24 protein-coding genes and 2 tRNA genes are annotated in these 24,010 nt (G+C 68.2%); 20 read left to right on the top strand and 6 right to left on the bottom strand.

Going from position 1 to position 24,010, the window contains the following annotated elements; genetic code table 11:
* The first annotated feature begins 135 nt into the window (after nucleotides 1–135).
* From ASF18_RS05215 to ASF18_RS05260, 10 genes are all read left to right on the top strand, one after another.
* Nucleotides 136–735: a ubiquinol-cytochrome C chaperone family protein gene (locus ASF18_RS05215; RefSeq protein ID WP_156649674.1), complete on the top strand. Its 600-nt coding sequence runs from the start codon at nucleotides 136–138 to the stop codon at nucleotides 733–735.
* Nucleotides 732–1,256 (top strand): DUF177 domain-containing protein, encoded by a 525-nt coding sequence (locus tag ASF18_RS05220; RefSeq protein ID WP_056220951.1) that lies wholly within the window; start codon nucleotides 732–734, stop codon nucleotides 1,254–1,256. Before ASF18_RS05215 ends, ASF18_RS05220 begins: the two co-directional genes overlap by 4 nt.
* Before the next feature lie 187 nt (nucleotides 1,257–1,443).
* On the top strand, nucleotides 1,444–2,478 hold the full coding sequence (gene plsX, locus ASF18_RS05225; RefSeq protein WP_056349973.1) for a phosphate acyltransferase PlsX: 1,035 nt from the start codon (nucleotides 1,444–1,446) through the stop codon (nucleotides 2,476–2,478).
* 28 nt (nucleotides 2,479–2,506) lie between these two features.
* On the top strand, nucleotides 2,507–3,514 hold the full coding sequence (locus tag ASF18_RS05230) for a beta-ketoacyl-ACP synthase III (RefSeq protein WP_056220957.1): 1,008 nt from the start codon (nucleotides 2,507–2,509) through the stop codon (nucleotides 3,512–3,514).
* 116 nt (nucleotides 3,515–3,630) lie between these two features.
* Nucleotides 3,631–3,951 (top strand): integration host factor subunit alpha, encoded by a 321-nt coding sequence (locus tag ASF18_RS05235; RefSeq protein ID WP_056220962.1) that lies wholly within the window; start codon nucleotides 3,631–3,633, stop codon nucleotides 3,949–3,951.
* 67 nt (nucleotides 3,952–4,018) lie between these two features.
* On the top strand, nucleotides 4,019–4,489 hold the full coding sequence (locus tag ASF18_RS05240; protein ID WP_244472586.1) for a MerR family transcriptional regulator: 471 nt from the start codon (nucleotides 4,019–4,021) through the stop codon (nucleotides 4,487–4,489).
* Between the two features lie 133 nt (nucleotides 4,490–4,622).
* Nucleotides 4,623–5,069 (top strand): hypothetical protein, encoded by a 447-nt coding sequence (locus ASF18_RS05245; RefSeq protein ID WP_056220968.1) that lies wholly within the window; start codon nucleotides 4,623–4,625, stop codon nucleotides 5,067–5,069.
* A gap of 198 nt (nucleotides 5,070–5,267) precedes the next feature.
* Nucleotides 5,268–7,214, top strand: a complete 1,947-nt coding sequence (locus tag ASF18_RS05250; protein WP_056220971.1) for a PrkA family serine protein kinase — start codon at nucleotides 5,268–5,270, stop codon at nucleotides 7,212–7,214.
* A 106-nt stretch (nucleotides 7,215–7,320) separates the two neighbouring features.
* On the top strand, nucleotides 7,321–8,622 hold the full coding sequence (locus ASF18_RS05255) for a YeaH/YhbH family protein (RefSeq protein WP_056349975.1): 1,302 nt from the start codon (nucleotides 7,321–7,323) through the stop codon (nucleotides 8,620–8,622).
* 121 nt (nucleotides 8,623–8,743) lie between these two features.
* The gene (locus ASF18_RS05260) at nucleotides 8,744–10,315 is read left to right on the top strand and encodes a SpoVR family protein (RefSeq protein WP_056349977.1); all 1,572 of its coding nucleotides are present in this window, start codon (nucleotides 8,744–8,746) and stop codon (nucleotides 10,313–10,315) included.
* A gap of 314 nt (nucleotides 10,316–10,629) precedes the next feature.
* Here ASF18_RS05260 and ASF18_RS05265 read toward each other — a convergent pair whose 3' ends face one another.
* The 3 genes from ASF18_RS05265 to ASF18_RS23530 form a co-directional block, all read right to left on the bottom strand.
* Nucleotides 10,630–10,941 carry an ETC complex I subunit gene (locus ASF18_RS05265; RefSeq protein ID WP_056350100.1) on the bottom strand — a complete coding sequence of 104 codons (312 nt, stop codon included), beginning with the start codon at nucleotides 10,939–10,941 and terminating at the stop codon, nucleotides 10,630–10,632.
* A gap of 37 nt (nucleotides 10,942–10,978) precedes the next feature.
* A tRNA-Pro gene (locus ASF18_RS05270) sits at nucleotides 10,979–11,055 on the bottom strand.
* 220 nt (nucleotides 11,056–11,275) lie between these two features.
* Nucleotides 11,276–11,458, bottom strand: coding sequence for a hypothetical protein (locus ASF18_RS23530; RefSeq protein WP_156649659.1), 183 nt, complete (start codon nucleotides 11,456–11,458; stop codon nucleotides 11,276–11,278).
* 126 nt (nucleotides 11,459–11,584) lie between these two features.
* Between ASF18_RS23530 and ASF18_RS05275 the strand changes: the two genes are divergently transcribed.
* From ASF18_RS05275 to ASF18_RS05280, 3 genes are all read left to right on the top strand, one after another.
* The gene (locus ASF18_RS05275; protein ID WP_056349978.1) at nucleotides 11,585–12,127 is read left to right on the top strand and encodes an NUDIX hydrolase; all 543 of its coding nucleotides are present in this window, start codon (nucleotides 11,585–11,587) and stop codon (nucleotides 12,125–12,127) included.
* Between the two features lie 139 nt (nucleotides 12,128–12,266).
* Nucleotides 12,267–12,416, top strand: coding sequence for a hypothetical protein (locus ASF18_RS23535; protein WP_156389567.1), 150 nt, complete (start codon nucleotides 12,267–12,269; stop codon nucleotides 12,414–12,416).
* Nucleotides 12,417–12,564: 148 nt separating this feature from the next.
* Complete coding sequence (locus tag ASF18_RS05280) at nucleotides 12,565–12,864, top strand: hypothetical protein (protein ID WP_156649661.1); 300 nt, start codon at nucleotides 12,565–12,567, stop codon at nucleotides 12,862–12,864.
* A 314-nt stretch (nucleotides 12,865–13,178) separates the two neighbouring features.
* Here the strand turns inward: ASF18_RS05280 and ASF18_RS05285 are convergent, their stop codons facing one another.
* On the bottom strand, nucleotides 13,179–13,370 hold the full coding sequence (locus tag ASF18_RS05285) for a hypothetical protein (RefSeq protein ID WP_056349982.1): 192 nt from the start codon (nucleotides 13,368–13,370) through the stop codon (nucleotides 13,179–13,181).
* Nucleotides 13,371–13,410: 40 nt separating this feature from the next.
* Nucleotides 13,411–13,644, bottom strand: a complete 234-nt coding sequence (locus ASF18_RS05290) for a hypothetical protein (protein WP_056271609.1) — start codon at nucleotides 13,642–13,644, stop codon at nucleotides 13,411–13,413.
* Between the two features lie 184 nt (nucleotides 13,645–13,828).
* On the opposite strand from ASF18_RS05290, the gene ASF18_RS05295 reads away from it, so the two are divergent.
* A complete protein-coding gene (locus ASF18_RS05295) occupies nucleotides 13,829–14,533 on the top strand; it encodes a glutathione binding-like protein (protein ID WP_056349984.1) in 705 nt (234 codons plus the stop codon).
* Nucleotides 14,534–14,610: 77 nt separating this feature from the next.
* Here the strand turns inward: ASF18_RS05295 and ASF18_RS05300 are convergent, their stop codons facing one another.
* Entirely contained in the window at nucleotides 14,611–15,480 is an 870-nt protein-coding gene (locus tag ASF18_RS05300; protein WP_056349986.1) for an MBL fold metallo-hydrolase, read from the bottom strand.
* Nucleotides 15,481–15,598: 118 nt separating this feature from the next.
* On the opposite strand from ASF18_RS05300, the gene ASF18_RS05305 reads away from it, so the two are divergent.
* From ASF18_RS05305 to ASF18_RS05330, 6 genes are all read left to right on the top strand, one after another.
* The gene (locus tag ASF18_RS05305; protein ID WP_056349987.1) at nucleotides 15,599–16,906 is read left to right on the top strand and encodes a glycosyltransferase family 1 protein; all 1,308 of its coding nucleotides are present in this window, start codon (nucleotides 15,599–15,601) and stop codon (nucleotides 16,904–16,906) included.
* 61 nt (nucleotides 16,907–16,967) lie between these two features.
* A complete protein-coding gene (locus ASF18_RS05310) occupies nucleotides 16,968–17,291 on the top strand; it encodes a rhodanese-like domain-containing protein (protein ID WP_056349989.1) in 324 nt (107 codons plus the stop codon).
* Nucleotides 17,292–17,377: 86 nt separating this feature from the next.
* Entirely contained in the window at nucleotides 17,378–18,514 is a 1,137-nt protein-coding gene (locus tag ASF18_RS05315) for an efflux RND transporter periplasmic adaptor subunit (protein ID WP_156649663.1), read from the top strand.
* Between the two features lie 162 nt (nucleotides 18,515–18,676).
* Entirely contained in the window at nucleotides 18,677–21,889 is a 3,213-nt protein-coding gene (locus ASF18_RS05320; RefSeq protein ID WP_056221009.1) for a multidrug efflux RND transporter permease subunit, read from the top strand.
* 103 nt (nucleotides 21,890–21,992) lie between these two features.
* Nucleotides 21,993–22,070: transfer RNA gene (locus ASF18_RS05325), tRNA-Pro, on the top strand.
* 601 nt (nucleotides 22,071–22,671) lie between these two features.
* On the top strand, nucleotides 22,672–23,955 hold the full coding sequence (locus ASF18_RS05330; protein ID WP_056349993.1) for an efflux RND transporter periplasmic adaptor subunit: 1,284 nt from the start codon (nucleotides 22,672–22,674) through the stop codon (nucleotides 23,953–23,955).
* The last annotated feature ends 55 nt before the right edge of the window (nucleotides 23,956–24,010 follow it).

Below are 24,010 nucleotides of genomic sequence, written 5' to 3' on the forward strand. Positions count from 1 at the left end.
AGTATCCCGATGGAGGTTGCACCTTGACCGTTCGCTGCCGTAACGCGGGGTTATGGTTTTGACAAGGCAAGCCCGGCCACACCCGCCGGCCGTCCGCGCCGGCTTTGCGCCAGGCGAGCCCGGGAGATGCGCATGATGACGGGGCTCCTCGACCGGCTCCGCGCCTGGGGCCGGTCGAGCCCGCGCGAGCGGGTGATCGAGACGCTGCACGGGCGCATCAACGAGGCGGCCCGCCAACCGGACCTCTACCTCCACCTCGGCGTACCCGACACGCTGGAGGGACGGTTCGAGTGCCTGATCCTGCACGTCATCCTGGTTCTGCGCCGCCTGAACCGCCTGCCGGAACCGGCGGCCGACGTGGCCCAGGACCTCGTGAACGCGGTGTTCCTGCAGCTCGACTCGTCCCTTCGGGAATCCGGCATCGGCGATTTCGGGGTCCCGAAGCGCATGAAGAAGCTCGGATCCGCCTTCTACGGCCGGGCCGAGGGCTACGATGCCGCCCTCGATGCCGGGGATACGGCGGCGCTGACGGCAGCGCTCGCGCGCAACGTCCTCGGTGTCGGCGCACCGGCGGCGGCGGCCGGCCTCGCCCGCTACGTCCTCGCCAGCGATGTCGCCCTGGCCCAGACCGACCTCGACGGGCTGATCGCCACCGGCCCGGCATTCCCGCCGCCGCAATCCTTCGCCGCTCCCCCGGCCGGACCGGACGGCACCACGACACGGATCGTCCCATGACCCGCCACGATACGCCCCGTCACGGAGAGACCGGACCGCTCGCGCGGATCGTCAGCGTCGACCGCCTGCGCCGCAGCGATGGGCGGCTCGTCGTCACCGCGAGCCCGGAGGAGTGTGCCGCCCTGGCCGCCGACTTCGAGATCCCGGCCATCCGGGACCTCGTGGGCACCTTCGAGACGAGCGGCCCACCCTCGGCCTTCCGGGTGCGCGGAACGGTGACGGCGCAGGTGACGCAGGTCTGCACGGTGTCCCTGGAGCCCTTCGAGGGGCCGGTCTCGGAGCCGGTGGACCTGCTGTTCACCGACACCGACCGGCTCGCGGGGACCGACGCGGAGGATGCCGACGTCCCCGACCCGATCGTGGGAGGCAAGATCGATTTCGGCGCGATCACGGGCGAGTTCCTGGCGCTCGGGCTCGACCCCTATCCGCGCAAGCCCGGCGTCGCGTTCGAGCCCCATATCGAGGATCTGGACGAGCCGCCGCTGGCGGCCCTGCGCGGGCTCAAGCCCGCCAACGATTGAGATCCGCGACCGGCACATCGGACCGGCTTTGGGCGAAACGCTCAGATTTCGTTTGCCCACCGGGCCTCAATCGCTATTTTCCGCCCCGCCGGGCAGGGGGCCGGTCGTCCGCCGCCACCCCGCCCACCGTGATGCCTCCCGCCGGGAGGCCGTTCCTTCCGCGATCAGAGGCCACCGGCCACCCACCATGTCCCAGAGAGTGTGCATCTCGCTCGACGCCATGGGCGGCGACCACGGCCCCACGACCGTGGTGCCCGGCGCCGCCATCGCCCGCGAGCGCCATCCCGAGATGACGTTCCTGATGTTCGGGGATGAGGCAATCCTCACGCCACTGGTGGCCGCCGAGCCGCGCCTGAAGGGCGCCGTCGAGATCCGCCACACGACGATGGCGATCTCCATGGACGAGAAGCCGAGCCAGGCCGTTCGCTCGGGGCGCGGCAAGTCCTCGATGTGGCGCGCGATCCAGGCGGTGAAGGACGGCGAGGCCGATGCCGCCGTCTCGGCCGGCAATACCGGCGCCCTGATGGCGATGTCGAAGATCTGCCTGAAGACCCTGGCGGGCATCGAGCGCCCGGCCATCGCCTGCCTCTGGCCGACGGTGCGCGGCGAGAGCGTGGTCCTCGACGTCGGCGCCACCATCGGCACCGATGCCGAGCACCTCGTCGAGATGGCGGTGATGGGTTCGGCCATGGCCCGGATCGTGTTCGACCTCGACCGGCCGACCGTCGGCCTCCTCAACGTCGGCACCGAGGAGATGAAGGGCAACGAGGCCGTCAAGGAAGCGGCGCGCTACCTGCGCGAGACCGACCTGCCGAACCTCGCCTATCACGGCTTCGTGGAGGGCAACGACCTCGGCAAGGGCACGGTGGACGTCGTCGTCACCGAGGGCTTCACCGGCAACATCGCCCTGAAGACCGCAGAGGGGACGGCCAAGCAGATCGGCAGCTACCTGCGCGCCGCCATGAGCCGGACCCTCTCGGCCAAGATCGGCTACTTCTTCGCCCGCCAGGCCTTCAAGGCCCTGCGGGACAAGATGAACCCGAGCCGGGCCAATGGCGGCGTGTTCCTCGGTCTCGAGGGCATCATCATCAAGAGTCACGGCTCCGAGGACGCGCACGGCTTCGCGGCGGCGGTCGACCTCGCCCACGACATGGCCCGGCACGACCTCATGCGTACCATCCGCGACATGCTCGACCTGACGCCGGCCGCGGTCGCGTCATGAGCCGATCCGCGCACAGAAGGACGGCCCCATGACGGTCACGACCGGGACGGCCCATTCCGGAAAGGTCCTGCGCTCCGTCGTGGTCGGCTGCGGCTCCGCCCTGCCGGCCCGATGCGTCACCAACGACGAGCTCAGCCGCACCGTCGACACCTCCGACGACTGGATCGTGCAGCGCACCGGCATCCGCCAGCGCTACCTCGCGGATGCCACCGAGACGACCTCGGTCCTCGGCGCGCGCGCCGCCCGGGCGGCCCTCGACGAGGCGGGCCTCGGCGCCGACGACATCGACCTCATTATCTGCGCCACCTCGACGCCCGACCACACCTTCCCGTCGACCGCCACCGAGATCCAGGCAGCGCTGGGCCTGCGCGGCGGTTTCGCCTTCGACGTCCAGGCCGTCTGCGCCGGATTCGTCTACGCCGTGACCACCGCGGACAAGTTCCTGAGCACGGGGAGCGCCAAGCGTGCCCTGGTCATCGGGGCCGAGACCTTCTCGCGGATCCTCGACTGGGAGGACCGCACGACCTGCGTGCTCTTCGGCGACGGCGCCGGGGCGGTCGTGCTGGAGGCCCGGGAAGGGGAGGGCACCAGCGCCGATCGCGGCGTGCTCACCGCGAGCCTGCGCTCGGACGGACGGCACCGCGAGAAACTCTACGTCGATGGCGGCCCGGGCTCCACCGGAACCACCGGCCATCTGCGGATGACGGGCAAGGACGTCTTCCGCTTCGCCGTCGGCTCCGTGACCGACGTCGTCGACGACGCCTTCCGGGCGTCCGGGACCACGGCCGAGGATCTGGCCTGGTTCGTGCCGCACCAGGCCAACCGGCGGATCATCGAGGCGTCGGCCGACAAGCTCGGCATCGCCCGCGAGAAGGTGGTCCTCACCGTCGACCGGCACGGCAACACCTCGGCGGCCTCGATCCCCCTGGCCCTCGACGTCGCCCGCAAGGACGGCCGGATCCAGCCCGGCGACCTCGTGATGATCGAGGCGATCGGCGGCGGATTCACCTGGGGCGCGGCCCTCATCCGCTGGTAGGCGCGACCGGTTTCCGAAACGGGGCCTCACGCACTGTTGACCCCGGCCTGAACGCCGATTAGCGTGCGCAATCATAGAGATACTAAGAAAACTCGAATCGCCTTGGGGAATATCGCATGACGGGAAAGACGGTCACACGCGCCGATTTGAGCGAGGCCGTCTACCAGCAGGTCGGCCTCTCGCGGACTGAGTCCTCCGCCCTGGTCGAAACGGTGCTGTCCGAGATCTGCGCCTGCCTCGCCAGCGGCGAGACGGTGAAGCTGTCATCGTTCGGGTCCTTCGTGGTGCGCAGCAAGGGCCGTCGGGTCGGGCGCAACCCGAAGACCGGCGTCGAGGTGGCGATCGAGCCCCGCCAGGTCATGGTGTTCAAGCCCTCGAACGTGCTGAAGGCCCGGATCAACGGACTGAACGGCGCGGCCGAGCACGACGACGCGTAGGCCCGCAATGTCCCTCGCCGCGCGGATCGAAGACGCAAAATCCGATTCTCGCGACGGGGAGGCGGCCGTGCGTGAGGGTCCCGAGAAGAGCGCGGGCGCCTTCCGCACCATCAAGGAAGCCGCGGACGAACTCGACGTGCCCCAGCACGTCCTGCGCTTCTGGGAAACGCGCTTCACGCAGATCCGCCCGGTCAAGCGGGCCGGCGGCCGGCGCTACTACCGGCCCGACGACCTCGACCTCCTGAAAGGCATTAAGCACCTGCTGCACGGGCAGGGCTACACCATCAAGGGCGCCCAGCGGGTCCTGCGGGAACGTGGCCTGCGCTTCGTCCAGTCGGTGGGCCGGGGCGAGGCCGTGGCGGCCGCCCCCTCGCTTCAGGATGCCGAGCACGAGGCGCCCGCGGCCGACCTCGCCCCCGGGGACGGCCTCACCGCCGCGCAGCGGGCTGTTCTGGCGGACGCCCTCGCGGACCTCCGGGCATGCCGTGCCGCCCTGGCGGGCCTGCGCCTGCCTCCCGAACCCATCGGCGACGCCTGAGGGCGGAGCGGTGATCGCGGGGAGGGCGAACGCCCACTCGACGGCCGCGCCTGCGATCCCCACATCCGCTGCAGCCGGGCCGAATCCACCGCGTCCCGCGCGGATCGCCCGGCGTGATCGGAGTTCGTCCCGCATGCTGCTCGCCCGTTCCCTCACCTTCCTGGCCGCCGGCACCCTCCTGGCGGGGCCGGCCCTGGCGCAGACCACGGTCACCCGCAGCGAGACTGCCGCCAGCGGCAAGAGCGTGCGCCTCGCCATCGTGCCGAACCTGAAGAAGGATTGCTCCACCGGCCCGATGCCCGAGATCCGCGTCAGCGGCGCGCCGAAGAACGGCTCGCTGATCACCAAGGTCGGCAAGATCAAGACCCCGGCGAAGTACCGCTGTCCCAGCAAGGAAGCCGCCGTGCAGGCGGTGTTCTACCAGAGCAAGGACGGATTCACCGGCAGCGACGAAGTGACGGTGGACGTCAAGGATTCCGACGGGAACGTCCAGACCCAGAACATCAAGATCACGGTCGGCGCCGCCAAACCCGACGCGACCAAGCCGGACGCGGCGAAGAAGGATTCCACGGACCTGTGAGCCTCCCCCGGGACCGCGGTGGTCTGCCATCCGCGGCTCCGACACCGAACCCGAATGGCAGAGCCGCCTAGTGCACTGTGGCACGCATCCCACGCCCAAGTTCCGTCGTGAATGCGCTGCGACAAAACTGGGCCTGTCAGTTGCATCCAAGGCGAGACAGGATGAAGCTGTCGCTGTCGTGAGGGGATCGGAAAGCCTATGCCGTCGACGAACGACCTGTTCCAGAGCTTCGCCCGTGGCTACGAGGCGCGTCGCGATACGGAGATGAGCCTCTCCGAGTATCTCGAAGCCTGCCGCGACGAACCGTTGATGTACGCCTCCGCCGCGGAGCGCATCCTCGAGGCGATCGGCAAGCCCGAATTCGTAGACACCGCGAAGGACCCGCGCCTCGGGCGCGTGTTCATGAACCGCACGATCCGGGTCTATCCCGCCTTCGCCGAGTTCTACGGCATGGAGGAGACGATCGAGCGGATCGTCTCGTTCTTCCGCCACGCGGCACAGGGGCTGGAGGAGCGCAAGCAGATCCTCTACCTGCTCGGCCCCGTTGGCGGCGGCAAGTCCTCCCTGGCCGAGCGCCTCAAGGCCCTGATGGAGACGCACCCCATCTACGTGCTGAAGGCCGGCAACGAGGTCTCGCCGGTCTTCGAGAGTCCGCTCGGATTGTTCGACCCCGAAACGATGGGTTCCGAGATCGAGGAGCGTTACGGCATCCCCAAGCGACGACTTACGGGCCTGATGAGCCCCTGGGCCCTCAAGCGACTGGACGAGTTCAACGGCGACGTCTCGAAGTTCAAGGTCATCAAGGTCCGCCCCTCGCGCCTGCGCCAGATCGGCATCGCTAAGACCGAGCCCGGCGACGAGAACAACCAGGACATTTCCAGCCTCGTCGGCAAGGTCGACATCCGGCGCCTGGAAACGCTCTCGCAGGCCGATCCCGACGCCTACTCCTACTCCGGCGGCCTCAACCGGGCGAACCAGGGCGTCCTCGAATTCGTCGAGATGTTCAAGGCGCCGATCAAGATGCTGCACCCCCTGCTCACCGCGACGCAGGAGGGCAACTATGTCGGCACGGAAAACATCGGTGCGATCCCGTTCACCGGCGTGATCCTGGCCCACTCGAACGAGTCCGAGTGGCAGACCTTCAAGACCAACAAGAACAACGAAGCCTTCATCGACCGCATCTACGTCATCAAGGTGCCCTACTGCCTCCGGGTGACCGAGGAGCAGCGCATCTACGAGAAGCTGGTCTCGGGCTCCGAACTGTCCGACGCCGCCTGTGCGCCGGGAACCCTGGAGATGCTGGCCCGCTTCTCGGTGCTCTCGCGCCTGCGCGAGCACGCCAATTCCAACGCCTTCTCGAAGATGCGGGTCTACGACGGCGAGTCCCTGCGCGAGGTCGATCCCCGCGCTCGCTCGATGCAGGAGTACAAGGACGCCGCCGGCGTCGACGAGGGCATGGACGGGATCTCGACCCGCTTCGCCTTCAAGGTGATGGCGGCGACCTTCAACCACGACACGACCGAGGTCTCGGCCGATCCGGTCCACCTCATGTACGTGCTGGAGCAGGCCCTGCGGCGCGAGCAGCTGCCTCCCGAAACCGAGAAGCGCTACCTGGAATTCATCAAGACGGAGCTGGCGCCGCGCTACGCGGAGTTCATCGGTCACGAGATCCAGAAGGCCTACCTCGAATCCTACCACGACTACGGTCAGAACCTGTTCGATCGCTACATCGACTACGCCGATGCGTGGATCGAGGACCAGGACTTCAAGGATTCCGAGACCGGACAGCTCCTCAACCGCGAACTCCTGAACCAGGAGCTCACCAAGATCGAGAAGCCGGCCGGCATCGCCAATCCGAAGGATTTTCGGAACGAGGTGGTCAAGTTCGCCCTGCGCTCGCGGGCCCAGCACGGCGGGCGCAACCCCTCCTGGACCAGCTACGAGAAGCTGCGCGAGGTCATCGAGCGGCGCATGTTCAGCCAGGTCGAGGAGCTCCTGCCGGTCATCTCCTTCGGTTCGAAGAAGGACGGCGAGACGGAGAAGAAGCACGGCGAGTTCGTCGACCGGATGGTGGCCCGCGGCTACACCGAGCGGCAGGTCCGCCGTCTGGTCGAGTGGTACATGCGGGTGAAGCAGGCGGGCTAGGGCATCGACCGAGCCTTGTCCGCACGGTGACGGGGCGGCCGCCACGGGTGGTCGCCCCGCTCCGCCGATCCCACATTGGTCTCGAGGGCGAAGGCACACACATCGGATGCACATCGTCGACCGCCGTCTGAATCCCGGGGGCAAGAGCCTCGCCAATCGCCAACGCTTCCTGCGCCGCGTGAAGGACGTGGCCCAGCGGGCCGTGCGGGAATCCGCGCGGGAAAAGGACATCAAGGATCTCGGCAAGGACGGCCGCGTCTCGGTGCCGGTCGATGGGGTTCGCGAGCCGCGCTTCGCCCGCCAGTCCGGCACCGGCTTGCACGACCACATCCTGCCCGGCAACAAGACCTACGTGGAGGGCGACCGGATCGAGCGCCCGCCGTCGGGCGGCGGCGGGAAGGGCTCGGGGGAGGGCGGCGAGGGCTCGGAGAACAGCGAGGACGCCTTCCGCTTCGTCCTGACCCGCGACGAGTTTCTCGAGCTCTTCCTCGAAGACCTCGAATTGCCCGATCTCGCCAAGCGCCGGCTCTCGGTGGTGGAGACCGAAGGGCTTCGCCGGGCCGGCTATACGATCTCGGGCTCGCCCGCCAACCTCGCCCTGACGCGCACCCTACGCAATTCCATGTCGCGGCGCATCGCCCTCAAGCGGCCGAAACCCGACGAGATCGCCGCCCTGGAGGCCCGCATCGCCGCGATGCCGTCGAGCGATCCCGACCTGCCGGACCTGCTCCTGGCGCTCTCGGGCTTGCGCGAGCGCACCAAGCGCATCCCTTACGTGGACCCCCTCGACCTGCGCTACCGCCGGTTCGAGACCTATCCGCGCCCCGTGGCGCAGGCGGTGATGTTCTGCCTGATGGACGTCTCGGGCTCGATGACCGAGCACATGAAGGATCTGGCCAAGCGCTTCTACATCCTGCTGCACATCTTCCTGACCCGGCGCTACCGGCACGTGGAGATCGTCTTCATCCGCCACACCGACAAGGCGACGGAGGTGGACGAGGAGACGTTCTTCGGGTCGCGCGAGACCGGCGGCACCCTGGTCTCCTCGGCGCTGGTGGAGATGAAGCGCGTCATCGCCGAGCGCTACGACCCCAACGACTGGAACATCTACGCCGCGCAGGCCTCCGACGGCGACAACGTGTCGAGCGACGGCCCGACTTCGACGGAGCTGCTGCGCGCCCACATCCTGCCGGCCTGCCAGCACTTCGCCTATCTGGAGGTCGGCGACGAGAACGGCCCGCGGGCCGGCTTCGTCGAGCACCGCACCACCCTGTGGCGGACCTACGAGAGCCTGGCGAAGACGGGCGCGCCCATCGCCATGCGCAAGGTCAACCACCGCCGCGACATCTACCCGGTCTTCCGCGAGCTGTTCGGGCGCAAGGACGCCCGGGCGGAAGCCGAGGCCTGAACCCGGCGAGACGGGGCATGGCCAAGCGGGACCCGGACGCTTCGAGCACGGCCCCGTCGAGCACGGACCCTTCGAGCACGGACCCTTCGAGCACGGACCCTTCGAGGAAGGCGTAAATCGTATGGTCGGCAGCATCATCCGCCCCACGCCCCAGCGGATCTCCGGTAGCCAGGAGCCGCTCTTCACGGGCAACGACTGGGATTTCGACACGATCCGGCGCATCCATGACGCCTGCGAGGTCGAGGCGCGGGCGCTCGGCCTGTCGTGGTACCCGAACCAAATCGAGATCATCACCGCCGAGCAGATGCTGGACGCCTACGCGTCGATCGGCATGCCGCTGTTCTACAAGCACTGGTCCTTCGGCAAGCACTTCGCCCAGCACGAAGCCGGCTACCGGCGCGGCATGATGGGGCTCGCCTACGAGATCGTCATCAACTCGGACCCGTGCATCTCCTACATCATGGAGGAGAACACGGCGACGATGCAAACGCTGGTCATCGCCCACGCCGCCTTCGGCCACAACCACTTCTTCAAGAACAACTATCTGTTCAAGCAGTGGACCGATGCGGAAGGCATCCTCGACTATCTCGACTTCGCCAAGGGCTTCATCTCGCGCTGCGAGGAGCGCCACGGCCATGCCGCGGTGGAGGCCGTGCTCGACGCCGCCCATGCGCTGATGAGCCAGGGCGTCCACCGCTATCCGCGCAAGAAGCGGCCCGACCTCGCCTCGGAGCAGCGCCGCGAGCGCGAGCGCGCCGAGCACGGCGAGCAGATCTACAACGACCTCTGGCGCACCCTGCCGCAGAAGGTCGCTGGCGCCCGCCCCGACCTCGCCGCGGAGCGGCGCAAGGCGCTCCTCGAGCTGCCGCAGGAGAACATCCTCTACTTCCTCGAGAAGGCGGCCCCCCGGCTCCGACCCTGGCAGCGCGAGATCCTGCGCATCGTCCGCCTCGTGGCGCAGTACTTCTATCCGCAGCGCCAGACCAAGGTGATGAACGAGGGCTGCGCCACCTATTGCCACTACCGGATCATGAACGCCCTGTCCGAGAAGGGCCTGATCGGCGAGGCGGCCTACCTGGAGTTCCTGCAGTCGCACACCAACGTCGTGCGCCAGCCGAACTACAACGAGCGCGGCTACAATGGCCACAACCCCTACGCCATCGGCTTCGCCATGATGCAGGACATCGCCCGCATCGTGGAACAGCCGACGGAGGAGGATCGCGCGTGGTTCCCCGAGATTGCCGGCACCGGCGACGCCATGGCGACCCTGTGCGACATCTGGGCGAACTATCGCGACGAGAGCTTCATCGCGCAGTTCCTGTCGCCCAAGCTCATGCGCGACATGCGCCTGTTCCACGTGGTCGATGACCCCGACGAGTCGGAGCTCTACGTCGAGGCGATCCACGACGAGCGCGGCTATCGCAAGATGCGTCGCTCCTTCGCCCGGCAATACGACGTGGCGTGGCTCGACCCGGATATCGAGGTGGTGGACGTCGATCTCGAAGGCGACCGGCGCCTCATCGTGCATCACCGCGCCCTGAATCGCATCACCCTGCAGAAGGATGATGCCAAGCGGGTGCTTCAGCACCTGGCGGATCTCTGGGGCTACGACGCGGTTCTCAAGGAGATCGATCCGGCCAACGACGCGGTGCTGGCCGAGCACCATGCCAGCGCGCGGCCGATCTTCTTCTGATCCGGGCTGCGTTTCCGCGAAGCGGTGCCCGTATCGGCAAGCCGGCGCGGCGCTCGAGCGAAGCCGAAATCCGCCAGCCCCCGGGGACAGGATTTGGTATGACAGAGCGGGCGCGGCCTAACGGCTCACGCAACAGCGCGGCTCATGAGAGGATTGGCGGCAGCCCCCAGCCGCGCTAGCCTGCGGCGATGATGAACGACGACCTGCGCGAATCGCGCGCCGCCCTGATCCTACTCGCCGCCGCGGTCGGCTCCGTCCTGATCTTCGGTGCCGTCACCATCCTGATCCAGCTCTGACGCGCCGGAGGCAGCGCCTCAGTGGGTCCAGGGAGCGGTGCGATTGAACTTGAAATTGTCCGAATAAGACAGGCCCTTGCGCAGGATCGGCTTCTGCGGCTCCTCGACCCGGTAGGACAGGCCCGCCCGCGTCGCGTAGGCCACGGCGTCCTCGCGCGTCTCGAACTCGAGATGAACCTGCTGCAGCATGTCGGACGAGCCGGTCCACCCCATCAGCGGGTCGGTCTCGCGCGGCGCGGTCTGATCGAATTCCAGCACCCAGGCCTTCGCCCGCGCCGTCCCGGACTGCGTCGGATCCTTCGCGGGCTGGTAGATGCGGGCGCTCGACATCGGGTCGTCCAACTCCAGGGAGCCTCGGCGGAAATGATGGTCGGGGCGATAGGATTCGAACCTACGACCCTCTGGTCCCAAACCAGATGCGCTACCAGACTGCGCTACACCCCGACACGCTTGCGCGTAGAGGGGACGTACGGTTTCGGGGGGCAAATGGCAACTGAATCATGCGCAGGCGTCGGCAATCGACGGCTCCGCCGCGTGCAATGCACGGCGTCCGACCCGGCAGAGTGTTCTCACGGCCCGAACGGACGCCGCGAAGGAAGCTTCGCGGCCTCTTACGATGGGATCGAGCTACGACAGGCTCCTGAATGTCAGGGCCGCCGACCGGTCAAGCCAGTTCGGAGAGCCGCGCATTCGCCTCCACGAGGGCGTCTTCCACGGAGGCATGCTCCGTCTGGGAGGCCTCGTAGAACATCGTCTGCGTGCCGTAGATCGTCCAGAGGTATCGGGACCGGTTGCCGGGCGCAGGGCGGACGCCGATGCGGTACGGCTTAGCGGACTGGGACGACATGGCAGCTGCTGGGCAAGCCTGACGATGGACCTTACGCAGACATCGCTGTCGGTGCCGGACGGGTTCCATCGCGAAGCCCCCGGACAGGCAGAATCATGGCCGCCCGGCCGCGGAAGGGGATCAGGCATGGCGAGCGACAAGCGCTGGACGGTTCACCGATCGGGACACGTCTTCCAAGATCGCTGGATCAGCCTCAGAGCGGATGATTGCTCGACGCCGGACGGCGTGGAGATTGCGCCCTATTACGTTCTCGAGTTTGCCGCCTTCGTTCATGTTTTCGCGACGGATGAAGCCGATCGCGTCATCCTCGTCCGACAATACCGGCACGGGCTCCAGGGGATCAGCCTCGAGCTTCCTGGAGGCGTGATGGACGCTCACGACACGGATGCCGTGGCAGTCGGTGCGCGGGAACTCCGCGAAGAGACGGGATATTCCGGCGGGACGCTCGCCCATCTCGCCACGCTCAGTGTCGACCCGGCGCGCTATGCCAACCGCCTGCATCTCATCCGGGCGACGGGCGTCCGTCCTGGCGCGTCCCATCCGGAGCCGACCGAGGACATCGAGGTGGTCCTCGTCTCGCGCCAGGAAGCCAAACACCTCGCTCTGTCTGGGCAAATCGCCAATGCCGGGCATGTCGGGCTGATGCTGATGGCCTTGGCCGGCCCATGAGCCGAGGCCGTGCACCAGACCCGGCTTGGCCCGGCGGGAACATCGTGTCGCCCGACAGGCCGCCTGGGCGCCCATCGCTGGACAGCAGCGTTGCAGCCCCGCCACAACGCGGATGTGGGCCGAATCGACGGAGCCGGGCATGAGCGACGCGAGATACCGCGCCCTGGAGGCGCGCATCGACGCCTTGGAGGGCGAGGTGAAGCGCGCGCGCAACGAAATCCAGTGGGCGATCGCCCTGATGTTCGTCGTACCGGTCGGCTTGCTCATCATCCTGCGCGTCTGGTCCTGACGGGCATTGCCGGCGGGACGGCCGAACAAGACCTCGCGAACACAGTGCGCATTCGACCCCGAACGTTAACGCGGCGGTCACGATGACAGCAACCAAAGCCATCGCCGCGATCGAACCGTGCTATTGAAAGTCGGACGAGGGTCGATCGATGTTCTTGATTTTACTGGCCGCCATGGGCGGTGGCATGATCTCGACGGTTCTGCTGCTGCCATACGGCATCCTGACCGCCGTGATGGGTGCCCCCCTGAGCGCCAGTCTGTGCGCCGCCGCGGCCGGGGCCGTCATCATGCTGCGCCGGGGCGACGCCTGGAACACGGACGTGGCCTTCGACGAAGACACGGACGACCAGACGGACGCCATGGTCAAGATGCTGCGCGACATCGCCGCCAAGGGGCGCGAAAGCGGTACGGATGCCAAGCGCCCCGCCAGCAATTCCAAGGCGGCCTGAGGCAGTCCCGCGCCTGTTTCCTGAGACTTTTAAATCCAGCGAGAGGATCCGAGGCCTTTGGCGACCCGTGAGGCCTCGGACATCCCCCTGATGACATCGGGAAGGCCCTGAGACCGCAGGGACGGCCGGGCAAGACGCGCCCACCGGAGCGAGGCGCCCACCGCCACGACGAGGACCCCAGCTGACGCGCGTCCTGCGGGGATCGAACGGATCGGAGATCGCGGGCATCGAAACGGTCCATCCCCGCGGACCCGGGCGCGCCCGCGAGCCTTGGCCGTCGCGGGCCTTGGCCGCACCTCGCGCGGCGGGACGCTCTACACCCGCACGTCGACGATGCGGCGTTGGCGGCCCACCACGTCCCCCTCGGCATCCCGTGCCCGACCCACCTCGACGGAAACGGTGCGCGGCTCGGCCTCGTGGCGTCGCGCCGCATCGTTCCGGGCGCCATGCACGATCTCGGTGGCGCGGATGATCCCGACCTGCATGAGGGGAACGGTGATCGTCATGGGCGTCGATCCTCCGAAAACGTGCGAGGGGGGCCGCGGCTCAGGCGAGGATGTCGAGGACCCGGCGCTCGGAATCGAGCGTGGATTTCAGGATGGCGGTGTTCATCCCGATATTGGCCTTCTCCTGCATGAGCTGGACGGCGGTGGTCGAGAGATCGACCTGGGTCGCGCTCGGCAGGCTGGTGCCGAGCGTCGCGATCCCCTCGGCGGCCGTGGCGTAGCGCTGAGTCGCCGCCAGAAGCCCGCCGCTGCTCGCCGAAATTGCGCTGACCATGCCGTCGCTCCCTCATTTCCCGCGAGGCAACCACGGTTCCCTGAATTCCCCGTTGTGAAACTACGGCGCATTTGAACGACCGACCGCGGCCCTCCTCCGTCCCGGCTTGACCCCCGTTCCTCCGAGGCCCACCTCGGGCCCGACGCGACCGGACCGAGCCCCGGCGCGCAGCACGGAGACCGCGATGATCGATCTGTACTATTGGCCGACCCCGAACGGCCACAAGGTCACGATGTTCCTCGAAGAGGCGGGGCTCGACTACACCCTGAAGGCGGTGAACATCGGCAAGGGCGACCAGTTCAAGCCGGATTTCCTGGCCATCGCCCCGAACAACCGCATGCCGGCGCTCGTCGACCACGCGCCGGCCGGCGCCGACGCCCCCGTCTCGCTGTTCGAATCCGGCGCGATCCTACTCTACCTCGCCGAGAAGACCGGGCGCTTCATCGCCGGGGACGTGCCCGGCCGCGCCGAGGTGCTGCAATGGCTGTTCTGGCAGATGGGCGGCCTCGGGCCCATGCTCGGCCAGAATCATCACTTCACCCAGTACGCGCCGGAAAAGGTGCCCTACGCCATCGACCGCTACGTCAAGGAGACCAACCGCCTTTACGGCGTCCTCGACCGTCGCCTCGCCGACCGCCCCTTCGTCGCCGGCGCGGACTACTCGATCGCCGACATGGCCTGCTATCCCTGGATCGTGCCCTACGAGAAGCAGGGCCAGCGCCTGGAAGATTTCCCGAACCTCCAGCGCTGGTTCCGGGCGATCGCCGGGCGCCCGGGGACGAAGGCCGCCTATGCCCGCGCTCCGGAGATCAACCCGGATTTCGGGAAGACCCTGAGCGAGGAGGCCAAGATGGTGATGTTCGGCCAGACCGCCGCGACGCGCGGCTGACCCGGACCGGGGGACGCCCTGGCGCGCTCCGATCCGCTCTCCCGGCGGGATCGATCGGATCGGGCCTGCCCGGGTCCTCAGCGCCTCAGGGTGTCGAGCGGCACCGGGGCGGCGTGCGGGCGGGTCGCCAGCATGCCGTCGATCAGCGCCAGCACTTCGGCCCGGCCGCAATTGGCGGCCGGCTCGAAGGGCGTCCAGGTCTGGGTGAAGTCGAGCTGGGCGAAGACGTCGCGGTAGCGCCGTAATTCGTTCGTGGTCAGGGGCACCCCGCGCACGAAGGCCTTGTGGGCCGAGATGGTCAGCGCCCGCCGGAAATCCTGCGGGTCGAGCTCGAACTTCAGGGCGTCGCCGCAGAACAGGATCTTTCGCCCGCGATCGAACAGCACCGCGTGGCCGTCGAAGTGGCCGGCCGTGCGATGGAGTTCGAGGCCGGGGAGGGGCTCGAGGAAATCGTCGTAGGGCCAGGACACCTGCAGCGCCGCGCTCCAGACGAAGTCCGCCGCGGCTAAGCACAGCTCCGGATCGAAGCGGTCCTGAAGCTGCACCAGCGCGCCGTAGGCATGCGGGTGCGAGGAGGACAGCACCTGCATCCCTCCGAGGCGCGCGATGTGCTGGAGAGCGGCCTCGCTGAAGACCGGGCAGGCCTCGAATCCCATGTTTCCGGCCGGAGTCTGGACGAGATAGGCGCTGGGCCCGATGCCCGAGACGGGATCGTTCCAGAACCGCCACACGCCGGTCTCCAATTCCTCCCAATGGCAAGGAAACCGGTCCTGCGCTTCCCGCTCGGTCCAGAACTGCCAACCCTTCTGCGGTACCACGTGGCGGGCGTCGAGGCACATCGGGCAGGCCGGCGGGCGATCGAAATGGCGCTGCCAGAACCCGCAATTGTCACAGGTGTAGGCGGGAAGGTCGAGGGCGCCGGCGAAGGGCAGGTATCCGGGAGACACGAAGCGTTGCTCTCGTTGGCGGCGTCGGCCGCGGGTAGCCTCGGGCTGAGGCGTGCGCATATAGGCGCGAGGCGGAGACCGGCCATACGGCACCGCACCTGAACGCCACCGGAGGATCATGCCCGTCCCGAGCCTCGCCTTCGACCTGACCCGTCTCATCACCCGCCTGCGGCATCCGAGCCCGAGCGGGATCGACCGGGTCGACCTCGCCTATGCCCGGCACGTCCTGGCCCAGGCCGGAGACCGCTTCGGCCTGGTGTCGACGGCGTTCGGCCCGCGCGTGCTGGCCCGGGCGGAGGCGCTCGGCGTCGTCGAGGCCGTGGCGGCGGCCTGGGTCGAGGACCGCGACGCGACGCAGGATCCGGTCTACCGCCGGCTGGCGTCGACCCTCGGGTCGACGAGCGACGACAGGGGTACGGCGGCCGGGGCTCCGGAGCGCGGCGGCACCGGGGACCGACGGCGGATCCAGGCCCGGACGGCGGCCACGACCCTGCGCGCGCGCGGCCCCGAGATCCTGCCGGCCGGGACCGTCTACCTGCACAGCTCGCACCTGCGCCTCGACAAGCCCGGCCGATTCGACTGGCTCTACGACCGGCGCGACGTCCGGCCCGTCTTCTTCGTCCACGACCTCATCCCCATCGACTATCCGGAATACGGGCGGCCCGGGGAGGCGGAGCGGCACCGGGTCCGGATGGAGACCGTCGCCCGCCACGCCGCGCACGTGCTGGTCAATTCCCGCGACGTCGGCGAGCGCTTCGCCGGATACTGCGCGGCGCTGGGGCGGCCGACGCCGCCCGTGACGGCGGCACTCCTCGGGGTCGAGCCGGTGTTCCGGCCGGCGGGGGAGGGACCGTCCTTTACGCCCGCGCGGCCGACCTTCGTCGCCTGCGGCACCATCGAGCCGCGCAAGAACCACCTGGCGCTGCTGCATCTCTGGCGCGACCTCGCCGAGCGGCACGGGCCCGAAACGCCCCGCCTCGTCCTGGTCGGCCGACGGGGCTGGGAGGCGGAGAACATCATCGACATGCTGGAGCGGTGCCCCGCCATCCGCACGCACGTGACCGAAGTCAGCGGCCTGTCGAGCCACGGCCTCGCGGCGCTGCTGCGCTCGGCCACCGCCCTGCTGATGCCCTCGTTCGCGGAAGGGTACGGCCTGCCCGTGGTCGAGGCCGCGGCCTCGGGCCTGCCGGTCGTCGCGTCGGACCTCGCCGTCCACAGGGAGATCGGTGCCGGATTCGCGCGGTTCCTCGATCCCCTCGACGGACCCGGCTGGCGCCAGGCGGTGGAAGACCTCTCGGTGCCGGGCTCCACGCTTCGTGAAGCGCTCGTACGCCGGATGGCCGACACCGATCCGCCGAGCTGGACCGCGCATTTCGAGACCGTCGAGGCGGTTCTGGCACGCACCATTTGCCGTCCTGACGACTGACGCCTAAGAACATCCGTCAGTGACCGACCGTGCACGGGACGGTGCGAGAGAGGACAGACGGATGAAGGTTGTCGACCTGGACCGGGATGCGATCAAGGCTGGCCTCGCCGACCAGTCCATGCTGGTGATCGATGTGCGCGAGCCGCATGAATTCGAACAAGGACACATCCCCGGCGCAGTTACCCATCCGCTCTCGACCTTCGACCTGGGGACCCTCGCGGCGCTGATTGCCGAGGACGCCCGGACACCGGTCTTCTCGTGCATGTCGGGCGTACGCTCGGTTCACGCGCTGGCAGCCGCCCAGAACGCCGGCTTGCCGATCGAGGCGCATTACCGGGGTGGATTCAAGGATTGGGCAGGCTCCGGCGAACCGGTCGAGGTCTGAGGCATGCGCGGAGCATGTGTGGCAGCGCACGACATAGGTCGCGGCAGACCTCTAGCTGGCGCATCGTAGGGAATAACCATATGCGCATGCGCTCGATCTTCAGTTTTCTTCCGATCGTCGGACTGGTCGCTTCGGCGCTCGTATCCCCCGCCCAGGCCCAGGCCCCGGGCGGACCGCCGCCGAAGGTCACCACGGCCAAGCCGGTGGTCCGCGAGATCGTCGAGACCGACACCTATACGGGCCGCTTCGACCCCGTCGACATCGTCGACGTCCGGGCCCGCGTCACCGGCTACCTCGAGAAGCTGAACTTCACCGACGGCGCCACGGTGAAGAAGGGCGACCTGCTCTTCGTCATCGACCGGCGACCCTACAAGGCGGCCCTCGACCAGGCCCAGGCGGCCCTGGTCTCGGCCAAGGCCCGGCTGAACTTCTCGCAGACCGACCTCGACCGCGCCCAGACGCTGAGCAAGTCCGGCAACATCTCCGAGCAGGTCACCGACCAGCGCCGGCAGGCCTCCCAGACCGCGCAGGCCGATGTCGACAGCGCTGACGCGCAGCTGCGCCAGGCGCAGCTGAACTACGACTTCACCGAGGTGAAGGCCCCGATCTCGGGCCGCATCAGCCGGCGCCTGGTCACCGAGGGCAACATCGTCATCACCGACCAGACCCTGTTGACGACGATCGTCTCCCTCGACCCGATCTATTTCGGCTTCACCGTCGATGAGCGCTCGTTCCTGAAGTACCAGGGCAGCCTCGGAATCGGCATGGGCGAGACCCAGAAGGGCAAGGGCGTCCCGATCCTGATCGCGCTTACCGGCGAGGCGAAGCCAACCCGCAAGGGCACCCTCGACTTCGTGGACAACCGGGTCGACAACGCCACCGGCACGGTGCTGCTGCGCGCCACCGTGGAGAACCCCGACGGGTTCATCAAGCCCGGCCTGTTCGGCGTCGTCTCGCTGCCCGCCACCAAGCCTTATCAGGGCATCCTGCTGCCCGACGAGGCGGTCTCGGCCAACCAGGACAAGCGCATCGTCTACATCGTCGCCGACGACGGCACGGTGTCCCTGCGCGAGGTCAAGCTCGGTCCCAAGGTCGACGGCTACCGGGTGATCCGCGAGGGGCTGAAGGGCGACGAGAACGTCGTCGTCAACGGCGTCACACGCGTCCGTCCGGGGGCCAAGGTTGCGGCCGAATCCTCTACCCTGCCGCCCAGCAAGACCTGACGCCCACTATGACCTGACGGGTGAGCCCCGAGGCAGGCGCAGCCCCTACGAGGATCATCCCCGACCGGTCACGGCCGGGGAGCGGCCACCAGACCGCGGACGAAGAAACGGTGCCGACTCGAACCCGCGCGTGCGGGCCGCATGCGGCGAGAGGTTCAAGCGATGCGTTTTGCCCACTTCTTCGTCGATCGGCCGATCTTCGCGTCGGTCACGTCGATCGTCTTCCTGATCCTCGGCTACGTCGCCTACCTGTCGCTGCCGGTGGCGCAGTACCCCGAGATCGTGCCGCCGACCGTGACCGTGCGTGCGAGCTTCCCCGGCGCCAACGCCGAGACGGTGGCGGCGACGATCGCGACCCCGATCGAGCAGGAGGTCAACGGCGTCGACAACATGCTCTACATGACGTCGTTGTCGACCAACGACGGCAACATGCTGCTGACGGTCACCTTCAAGGTCGGCACCAACCTCGATATCGCGAACGTTCTCGTCCAGAACCGCCTCTCGGTCGCCCAGCCGCGCCTGCCGCCGGACGTGCGCAACCTCGGCGTCACCGTCCGCAAGGCCTCGCCGGACCTGATGCTGGTGGTGCACCTGCTGTCGCCGAAGAAGACCTACGACCAGAACTACCTCGCCAACTACATCTACCTGAACATCCGCGACGAGCTCCTGCGCCTCGACGGCGTCGGCGACATCACCATCTTCGGCGGCAACGAGTACGCCGAGCGCGTCTGGCTCGATCCGAACAAGCTCGCGGCCTACGGCCTCACCACCTCCGACGTCATCACGGCCCTGTCCGAGCAGAACGTTCAGGTGGCCGCCGGCGCCCTGAACTCGCCGCCAGCCGCGACGGGCCAGGCCTTCCAGCTCATCGTGCAGTCGCAGGGGCGCTTCCAGAGCCCCGAGGAATTCGCCGACGTCATCGTCAAGGCCTCCGACGGCCGCCTCGTCCGGGTGAAGGACATCGCCCGCGTCGAGATGGGCCAGAAGGACTACACCACCAACTCGTTCCTGAACGACACGCCCGCCATCGGCATCGGCGCCTTCCAGCGCCCGGGCACCAACGCCCTCGACGCCGCCGCGTCGGTGCGCAAGGTGATGGACAACCTCAAGAAGAACTTCCCGCCGGACATCGAGTACCGCATCGCCTACAACCCGACGGAGTTCATCGAGGAGTCGATCCACGAGGTCTACAAGACGCTCTTCGAAGCCGTCGGCCTCGTCGTCATCGTGGTGCTGGTCTTCCTCCAGAGCTGGCGCACCGCGCTCATCCCGGTGATCGCCATCCCGGTCTCGCTGGTCGGCACCTTCGCGGCCATGTCGGCCTTCGGGTTCTCCCTGAACAACCTCACCCTGTTCGGGCTCGTGCTCGCCATCGGCATCGTGGTCGACGACGCCATCGTGGTGGTGGAGAACGTCGAGCGCAACATGGCCGAGGGCCTGTCGCCGGGCGACGCTGCGCACAAGACCATGGACGAGGTCGGCGGCGCCGTCATCGCCATCGCCCTGGTGCTCTCGGCGGTGTTCATTCCGACCGCCTTCATTCCCGGCATCACCGGCCAGTTCTACAAGCAGTTCGCGCTGACCATCGCGGCCTCGACCATCATCTCGATGTTCAACTCGCTGACGCTGTCGCCGGCGCTCTGCAAGCTTCTCCTGAAGCCCCACCACGCGCACGCCAAGCCGAAGTTCTTTCTCTTCCGCTTCGTCGCCTGGCTGGCGGACATGTTCAACAAGGGCTTCGACTGGCTCTCGAACACCTATGGGCGGATCATCTACGGCCTGACGAACTACGCGGTCGGGCTGATCGCGATGCTGCTCGTCTACGCGGCCGTCATCGCCGCGACCCTCCACCTGGTCCAGACGACCCCCACCGGCTTCATCCCGGACCAGGACCAGGGCTACCTCATCGGCGTGGTGCAGCTGCCCTCGGGCGCCTCCCTTGACCGCACCACCGAGGTGGTGAACCGGGCAGCGGCGGCGGCCCGCAAGATCGAGGGCGTGACCAACACCGTCATCATCGCGGGCTTCGACGGCGCGACCTTCACCAACACCACCAATTCGGGCGTGATGTTCATCACCCTGGCGGGCGCCAAGGAGCGGGCGGGCCAGGGGCGGAGCGCGGCGGTGATCACCAACGAGGTGATCAAAGCGACCGCCGACATCCAGGAAGCCCGCGTCATCGTCATCCCACCGCCGCCGGTGCGCGGCCTCGGCCAGGGTGGCGGCTTCAAGATGCAGATCGAGAGCCGGCAGAGTTCGGCCATCGGCCCACTCCTCGGCGCGGTAGGCGAGGTGCTGGGCAAGGCGAACCAGAGCAACGACGTGCAGCGGGTTTTCACCACCTTCGGCAACGACACGCCGCAGCTCTATCTCGACATCGACCGCACGGTGGCGCGCATGCTCAACGTGCCGCTCGGCAACGTGTTCTCGACGGTGCAGACGGCGCTCGGTGGCGCCTACGTCAACGACTTCAACACCCTGGGCCGCATCTATCAGGTCCGCGTGCAGGGCGACGCCCCGTTCCGCGTCTCGAAGCAGGACATCGAGCAGTTGAAGGTCCGCTCCTCCACCGGCGCCCTGGTGCCGATGGGGACGCTGGCCACGATCCGCGAGATCACCGGCCCGCAGATCGTCCAGCGCTTCAACCTCTACTACTCGGTGCCGGTCCAGGGCACGGCCAAGCCCGGCATCTCCACCGGTCAGGCCCTCGACGCCATGGAGGCTATCGCCAAGGACAACCTACCGGACGGCTACGCCTACGACTGGACCGAGATCGCCTACCAGCAGAAGGCCGCAGGCAACACGGCGATCTACGTGTTCGCGCTGGGCGTGCTTCTCGTCTTCCTCGTGCTCGCTGCGCAGTACGAATCCTGGGCCTTGCCGCTGGCGATCCTGCTCGTGGTGCCCACCGGCGTGCTCGCGGCCCTGTTCGGGGTGCAGCTGCGGGGCCAGGACAACAACATCCTGACTCAGATCGGCCTGATCGTGCTGATCGGTCTGGCGGCCAAGAACGCCATCCTGATCGTGGAGTTCGCGCACCAGTTGGAGGAGACCGAGCGGAAGGGCCCCGTGGCCGCCGCCGTCGAGGCCTGCCGCTTGCGCCTGCGCCCGATCCTGATGACGGCCTTCGCCTTCATCCTCGGCACGGTGCCGCTGGTGATCGCCACCGGCCCCGGTGCCGAGATGCGCCAGGCGCTCGGCACCGCCGTCTGCTTCGGCATGATCGGCGCCACGGTGTTCGGCCTCTTCCTGACCCCGGTCTTCTACGTGGTGATCCGGAACTTCCTGATCTGGCTCGCCAAGAAGCGCGGCAAGGACCCGCACAACACCACGCCGGACAAGCACGATCCGCACCCGGCGCCCTCCCACGCCTGAGACCGACCCGAGCCCGGATGCGAACCTCGCATCCGGGCTTCGTGTTTTGGGGTTGCGCCCCGCAAACCGGAAAGCTAAAGACCCCTCACCCCGCGAGGGGCGTCGGAGCGTAGCGCAGCCCGGTTAGCGCACTAGTCTGGGGGACTAGGGGTCGGAGGTTCGAATCCTCTCGCTCCGACCATTCGAGCTCATTGCCCCCACAATGAGATGTCCAGCATCCTGACCATCGATGACCGGCCGCGGGAGCGCCCGGATGCCGGCCTCGGCGCGCGGCCCGCGCGGTGATCGCGCGACGTGCCCTGCGCACTCCCGGTCTCGGCAGCCCCCCCGCAAACACGAAATCGTCAGCCGCCCCGCGCCTCGCGAGAGGACGGCCGCCGCCGCTCGTCGCGAGGCGCGACCGGCGGATTGACTCGTGCGCAAGCTTGGCCCTCTCACTCCTCCCGGCGCACCGCCCGCGGGCGTCACCGCCCGTCCGTGGCCGTCCCCGGCCCCGGGGAGAACGACGGGCCGGTCGTCGGTGCGCAGGCGGGACTCCAATCGGAAATTTGCCATGAATGGCGTCACACAAACACGACGCGACTTGGCTAAGACAGTCGCAGCGGTCGCCCTCGACCTGTCCGACCTTCGGATGGGGAGGTCGTTGCTTTGGTGAGACACGTATTCCCCGCCACATTTGACCTCGATCTCCAGCATCCGGATCGCCCGATCAGGTCGTCCGAGCCACGCACACGCCTCCGACCTGACCACCGGCCACCAACCTGAAAGCACGTCTGCGGCACATGACTGGGACAAAGCGCACGATCGCGACCCTTCTCGCGCCCCTCGGATTGCTGATCTGCGTGGTGCTGGCCATTACCCTCTGGCCGGCCCCGGTCATGAGCGTCTTTACGGGGCTGAGCACGGCGATTCGCGAGCGCTTCGTAACGAGTGAGGCCGAGACCGCCGCGGGCGGCGAGCCCCGCGAGGGCGGGCCGGCCCGGCTCTTCCGGCCGAGCCCGGCCCAGCGCGCCGCCCTGAACATCGTCCCCATCGCGACGGTCGGCTTCCGGCCGGAAGGGACGGCCGAGGGCCGCATCGCCCTGAACGAAGACGACAACGTGCCGGTAACCTCGCCCTATGCCGGCCGGGTGACCAAGGTGCTGGTCCGCGCCGGCGATGCGGTGAAGGCCGGCGACGTGCTCCTCACCCTCGAGGCCACGGACATGGTCCAGGCCCAGAACGACTACCAGGCCGCTCTCAACACCCTCGCCAAGGCGACCGCGCTGCTGAAGCTCGACCAGACCATCGCGGCGCGCCAGCAGGAGCTGTTCCAGGCCAAGGCGGTGGCGCTGAAGGATTATCAGTCGGCCCAGAACGACGTCATCGGGGCGCAGAGCGACCTGAAGACCGCCGAGGCCGGGCTCGAAGCGGTGAAGAACCGCCTGCGCCTCCTCGGAAAGACCGACGCGGAAATCGCGGCCTTCGAGAAGAAGGGCACCCTCAGCCCTGAGACCCAGATCCGGGCGCCCATCGCCGGGACCATCGTCCAGCGCAAGGTCGGCCTCGGCCAGTACCTCTCCACCGCCAGCGACCCGGTCTTCGTCATCGGCGACCTCTCCACCGTCTGGCTGGTGGCCAATGTGCGCGAGAGCGAGATCCCGCGCATCCGGATCGGCCAGGAGGTGGAGGCGACGGTGGCGGGCTTCGGCGACCGCGTCTTCAAGGCGCGGGTCGACTACATGTCCGCCAGCCTCGACCCGGCGACGCGGCGCCTGGCGGTGCGCAGCGAGGTGGAGAATCCGGACCAGGTCCTGAAGCCCGAGATGTTCGCCACCTTCACGATCTTCACCGGGCCGGGGCAGACGGCGCCCGCCGTGCCCGCCGCCGCCATCGTGTACGAGGGCGCGCGGGCGCATGTCTGGATCGCGCGGCCCGACGGGGCCATCGAGGCCCGCGACGTCACCCTGGGCCTGACCGCCCGCGGGATGGTGCAAGTCACCGCCGGGGTCGCGGCGGGGGAGGCGATCGTCACGCGCGGCGCCGTGTTCATGGATCGGGCGACGAGCGGTGACAAGGCCTCCTGACCCGTTGGGCCTGGGGCCCCTTCCTCGTCCTCGGGCCTCGGCCGGAAGAACTCTG

This window comes from Methylobacterium sp. Leaf89 (genome assembly GCF_001422215.1).
Taxonomy (GTDB): Bacteria; Pseudomonadota; Alphaproteobacteria; order Rhizobiales; family Beijerinckiaceae; genus Methylobacterium.

Bases quoted from the DNA above. Each gene is read 5' to 3' on its own strand.
- ASF18_RS05215 (WP_156649674.1), top strand. From the start codon at position 136: ATGACGGGGCTCCTCGACCGGCTCCGCGCCTGGGGCCGGTCGAGCCCG.
- ASF18_RS05220 (WP_056220951.1), top strand. From the start codon at position 732: ATGACCCGCCACGATACGCCCCGTCACGGAGAGACCGGACCGCTCGCG.
- plsX (WP_056349973.1), top strand. From the start codon at position 1,444: ATGTCCCAGAGAGTGTGCATCTCGCTCGACGCCATGGGCGGCGACCAC.
- ASF18_RS05230 (WP_056220957.1), top strand. From the start codon at position 2,507: ATGACGGTCACGACCGGGACGGCCCATTCCGGAAAGGTCCTGCGCTCC.
- ASF18_RS05235 (WP_056220962.1), top strand. From the start codon at position 3,631: ATGACGGGAAAGACGGTCACACGCGCCGATTTGAGCGAGGCCGTCTAC.
- ASF18_RS05245 (WP_056220968.1), top strand. From the start codon at position 4,623: ATGCTGCTCGCCCGTTCCCTCACCTTCCTGGCCGCCGGCACCCTCCTG.
- ASF18_RS05250 (WP_056220971.1), top strand. From the start codon at position 5,268: ATGCCGTCGACGAACGACCTGTTCCAGAGCTTCGCCCGTGGCTACGAG.
- ASF18_RS05255 (WP_056349975.1), top strand. From the start codon at position 7,321: ATGCACATCGTCGACCGCCGTCTGAATCCCGGGGGCAAGAGCCTCGCC.
- ASF18_RS05260 (WP_056349977.1), top strand. From the start codon at position 8,744: ATGGTCGGCAGCATCATCCGCCCCACGCCCCAGCGGATCTCCGGTAGC.
- ASF18_RS05265 (WP_056350100.1), bottom strand. From the start codon at position 10,941: ATGTCGAGCGCCCGCATCTACCAGCCCGCGAAGGATCCGACGCAGTCC.
- ASF18_RS23530 (WP_156649659.1), bottom strand. From the start codon at position 11,458: ATGTCGTCCCAGTCCGCTAAGCCGTACCGCATCGGCGTCCGCCCTGCG.
- ASF18_RS05275 (WP_056349978.1), top strand. From the start codon at position 11,585: ATGGCGAGCGACAAGCGCTGGACGGTTCACCGATCGGGACACGTCTTC.
- ASF18_RS23535 (WP_156389567.1), top strand. From the start codon at position 12,267: ATGAGCGACGCGAGATACCGCGCCCTGGAGGCGCGCATCGACGCCTTG.
- ASF18_RS05280 (WP_156649661.1), top strand. From the start codon at position 12,565: ATGTTCTTGATTTTACTGGCCGCCATGGGCGGTGGCATGATCTCGACG.
- ASF18_RS05285 (WP_056349982.1), bottom strand. From the start codon at position 13,370: ATGACGATCACCGTTCCCCTCATGCAGGTCGGGATCATCCGCGCCACC.
- ASF18_RS05290 (WP_056271609.1), bottom strand. From the start codon at position 13,644: ATGGTCAGCGCAATTTCGGCGAGCAGCGGCGGGCTTCTGGCGGCGACT.
- ASF18_RS05295 (WP_056349984.1), top strand. From the start codon at position 13,829: ATGATCGATCTGTACTATTGGCCGACCCCGAACGGCCACAAGGTCACG.
- ASF18_RS05305 (WP_056349987.1), top strand. From the start codon at position 15,599: ATGCCCGTCCCGAGCCTCGCCTTCGACCTGACCCGTCTCATCACCCGC.
- ASF18_RS05310 (WP_056349989.1), top strand. From the start codon at position 16,968: ATGAAGGTTGTCGACCTGGACCGGGATGCGATCAAGGCTGGCCTCGCC.
- ASF18_RS05315 (WP_156649663.1), top strand. From the start codon at position 17,378: ATGCGCTCGATCTTCAGTTTTCTTCCGATCGTCGGACTGGTCGCTTCG.
- ASF18_RS05320 (WP_056221009.1), top strand. From the start codon at position 18,677: ATGCGTTTTGCCCACTTCTTCGTCGATCGGCCGATCTTCGCGTCGGTC.
- ASF18_RS05330 (WP_056349993.1), top strand. From the start codon at position 22,672: ATGACTGGGACAAAGCGCACGATCGCGACCCTTCTCGCGCCCCTCGGA.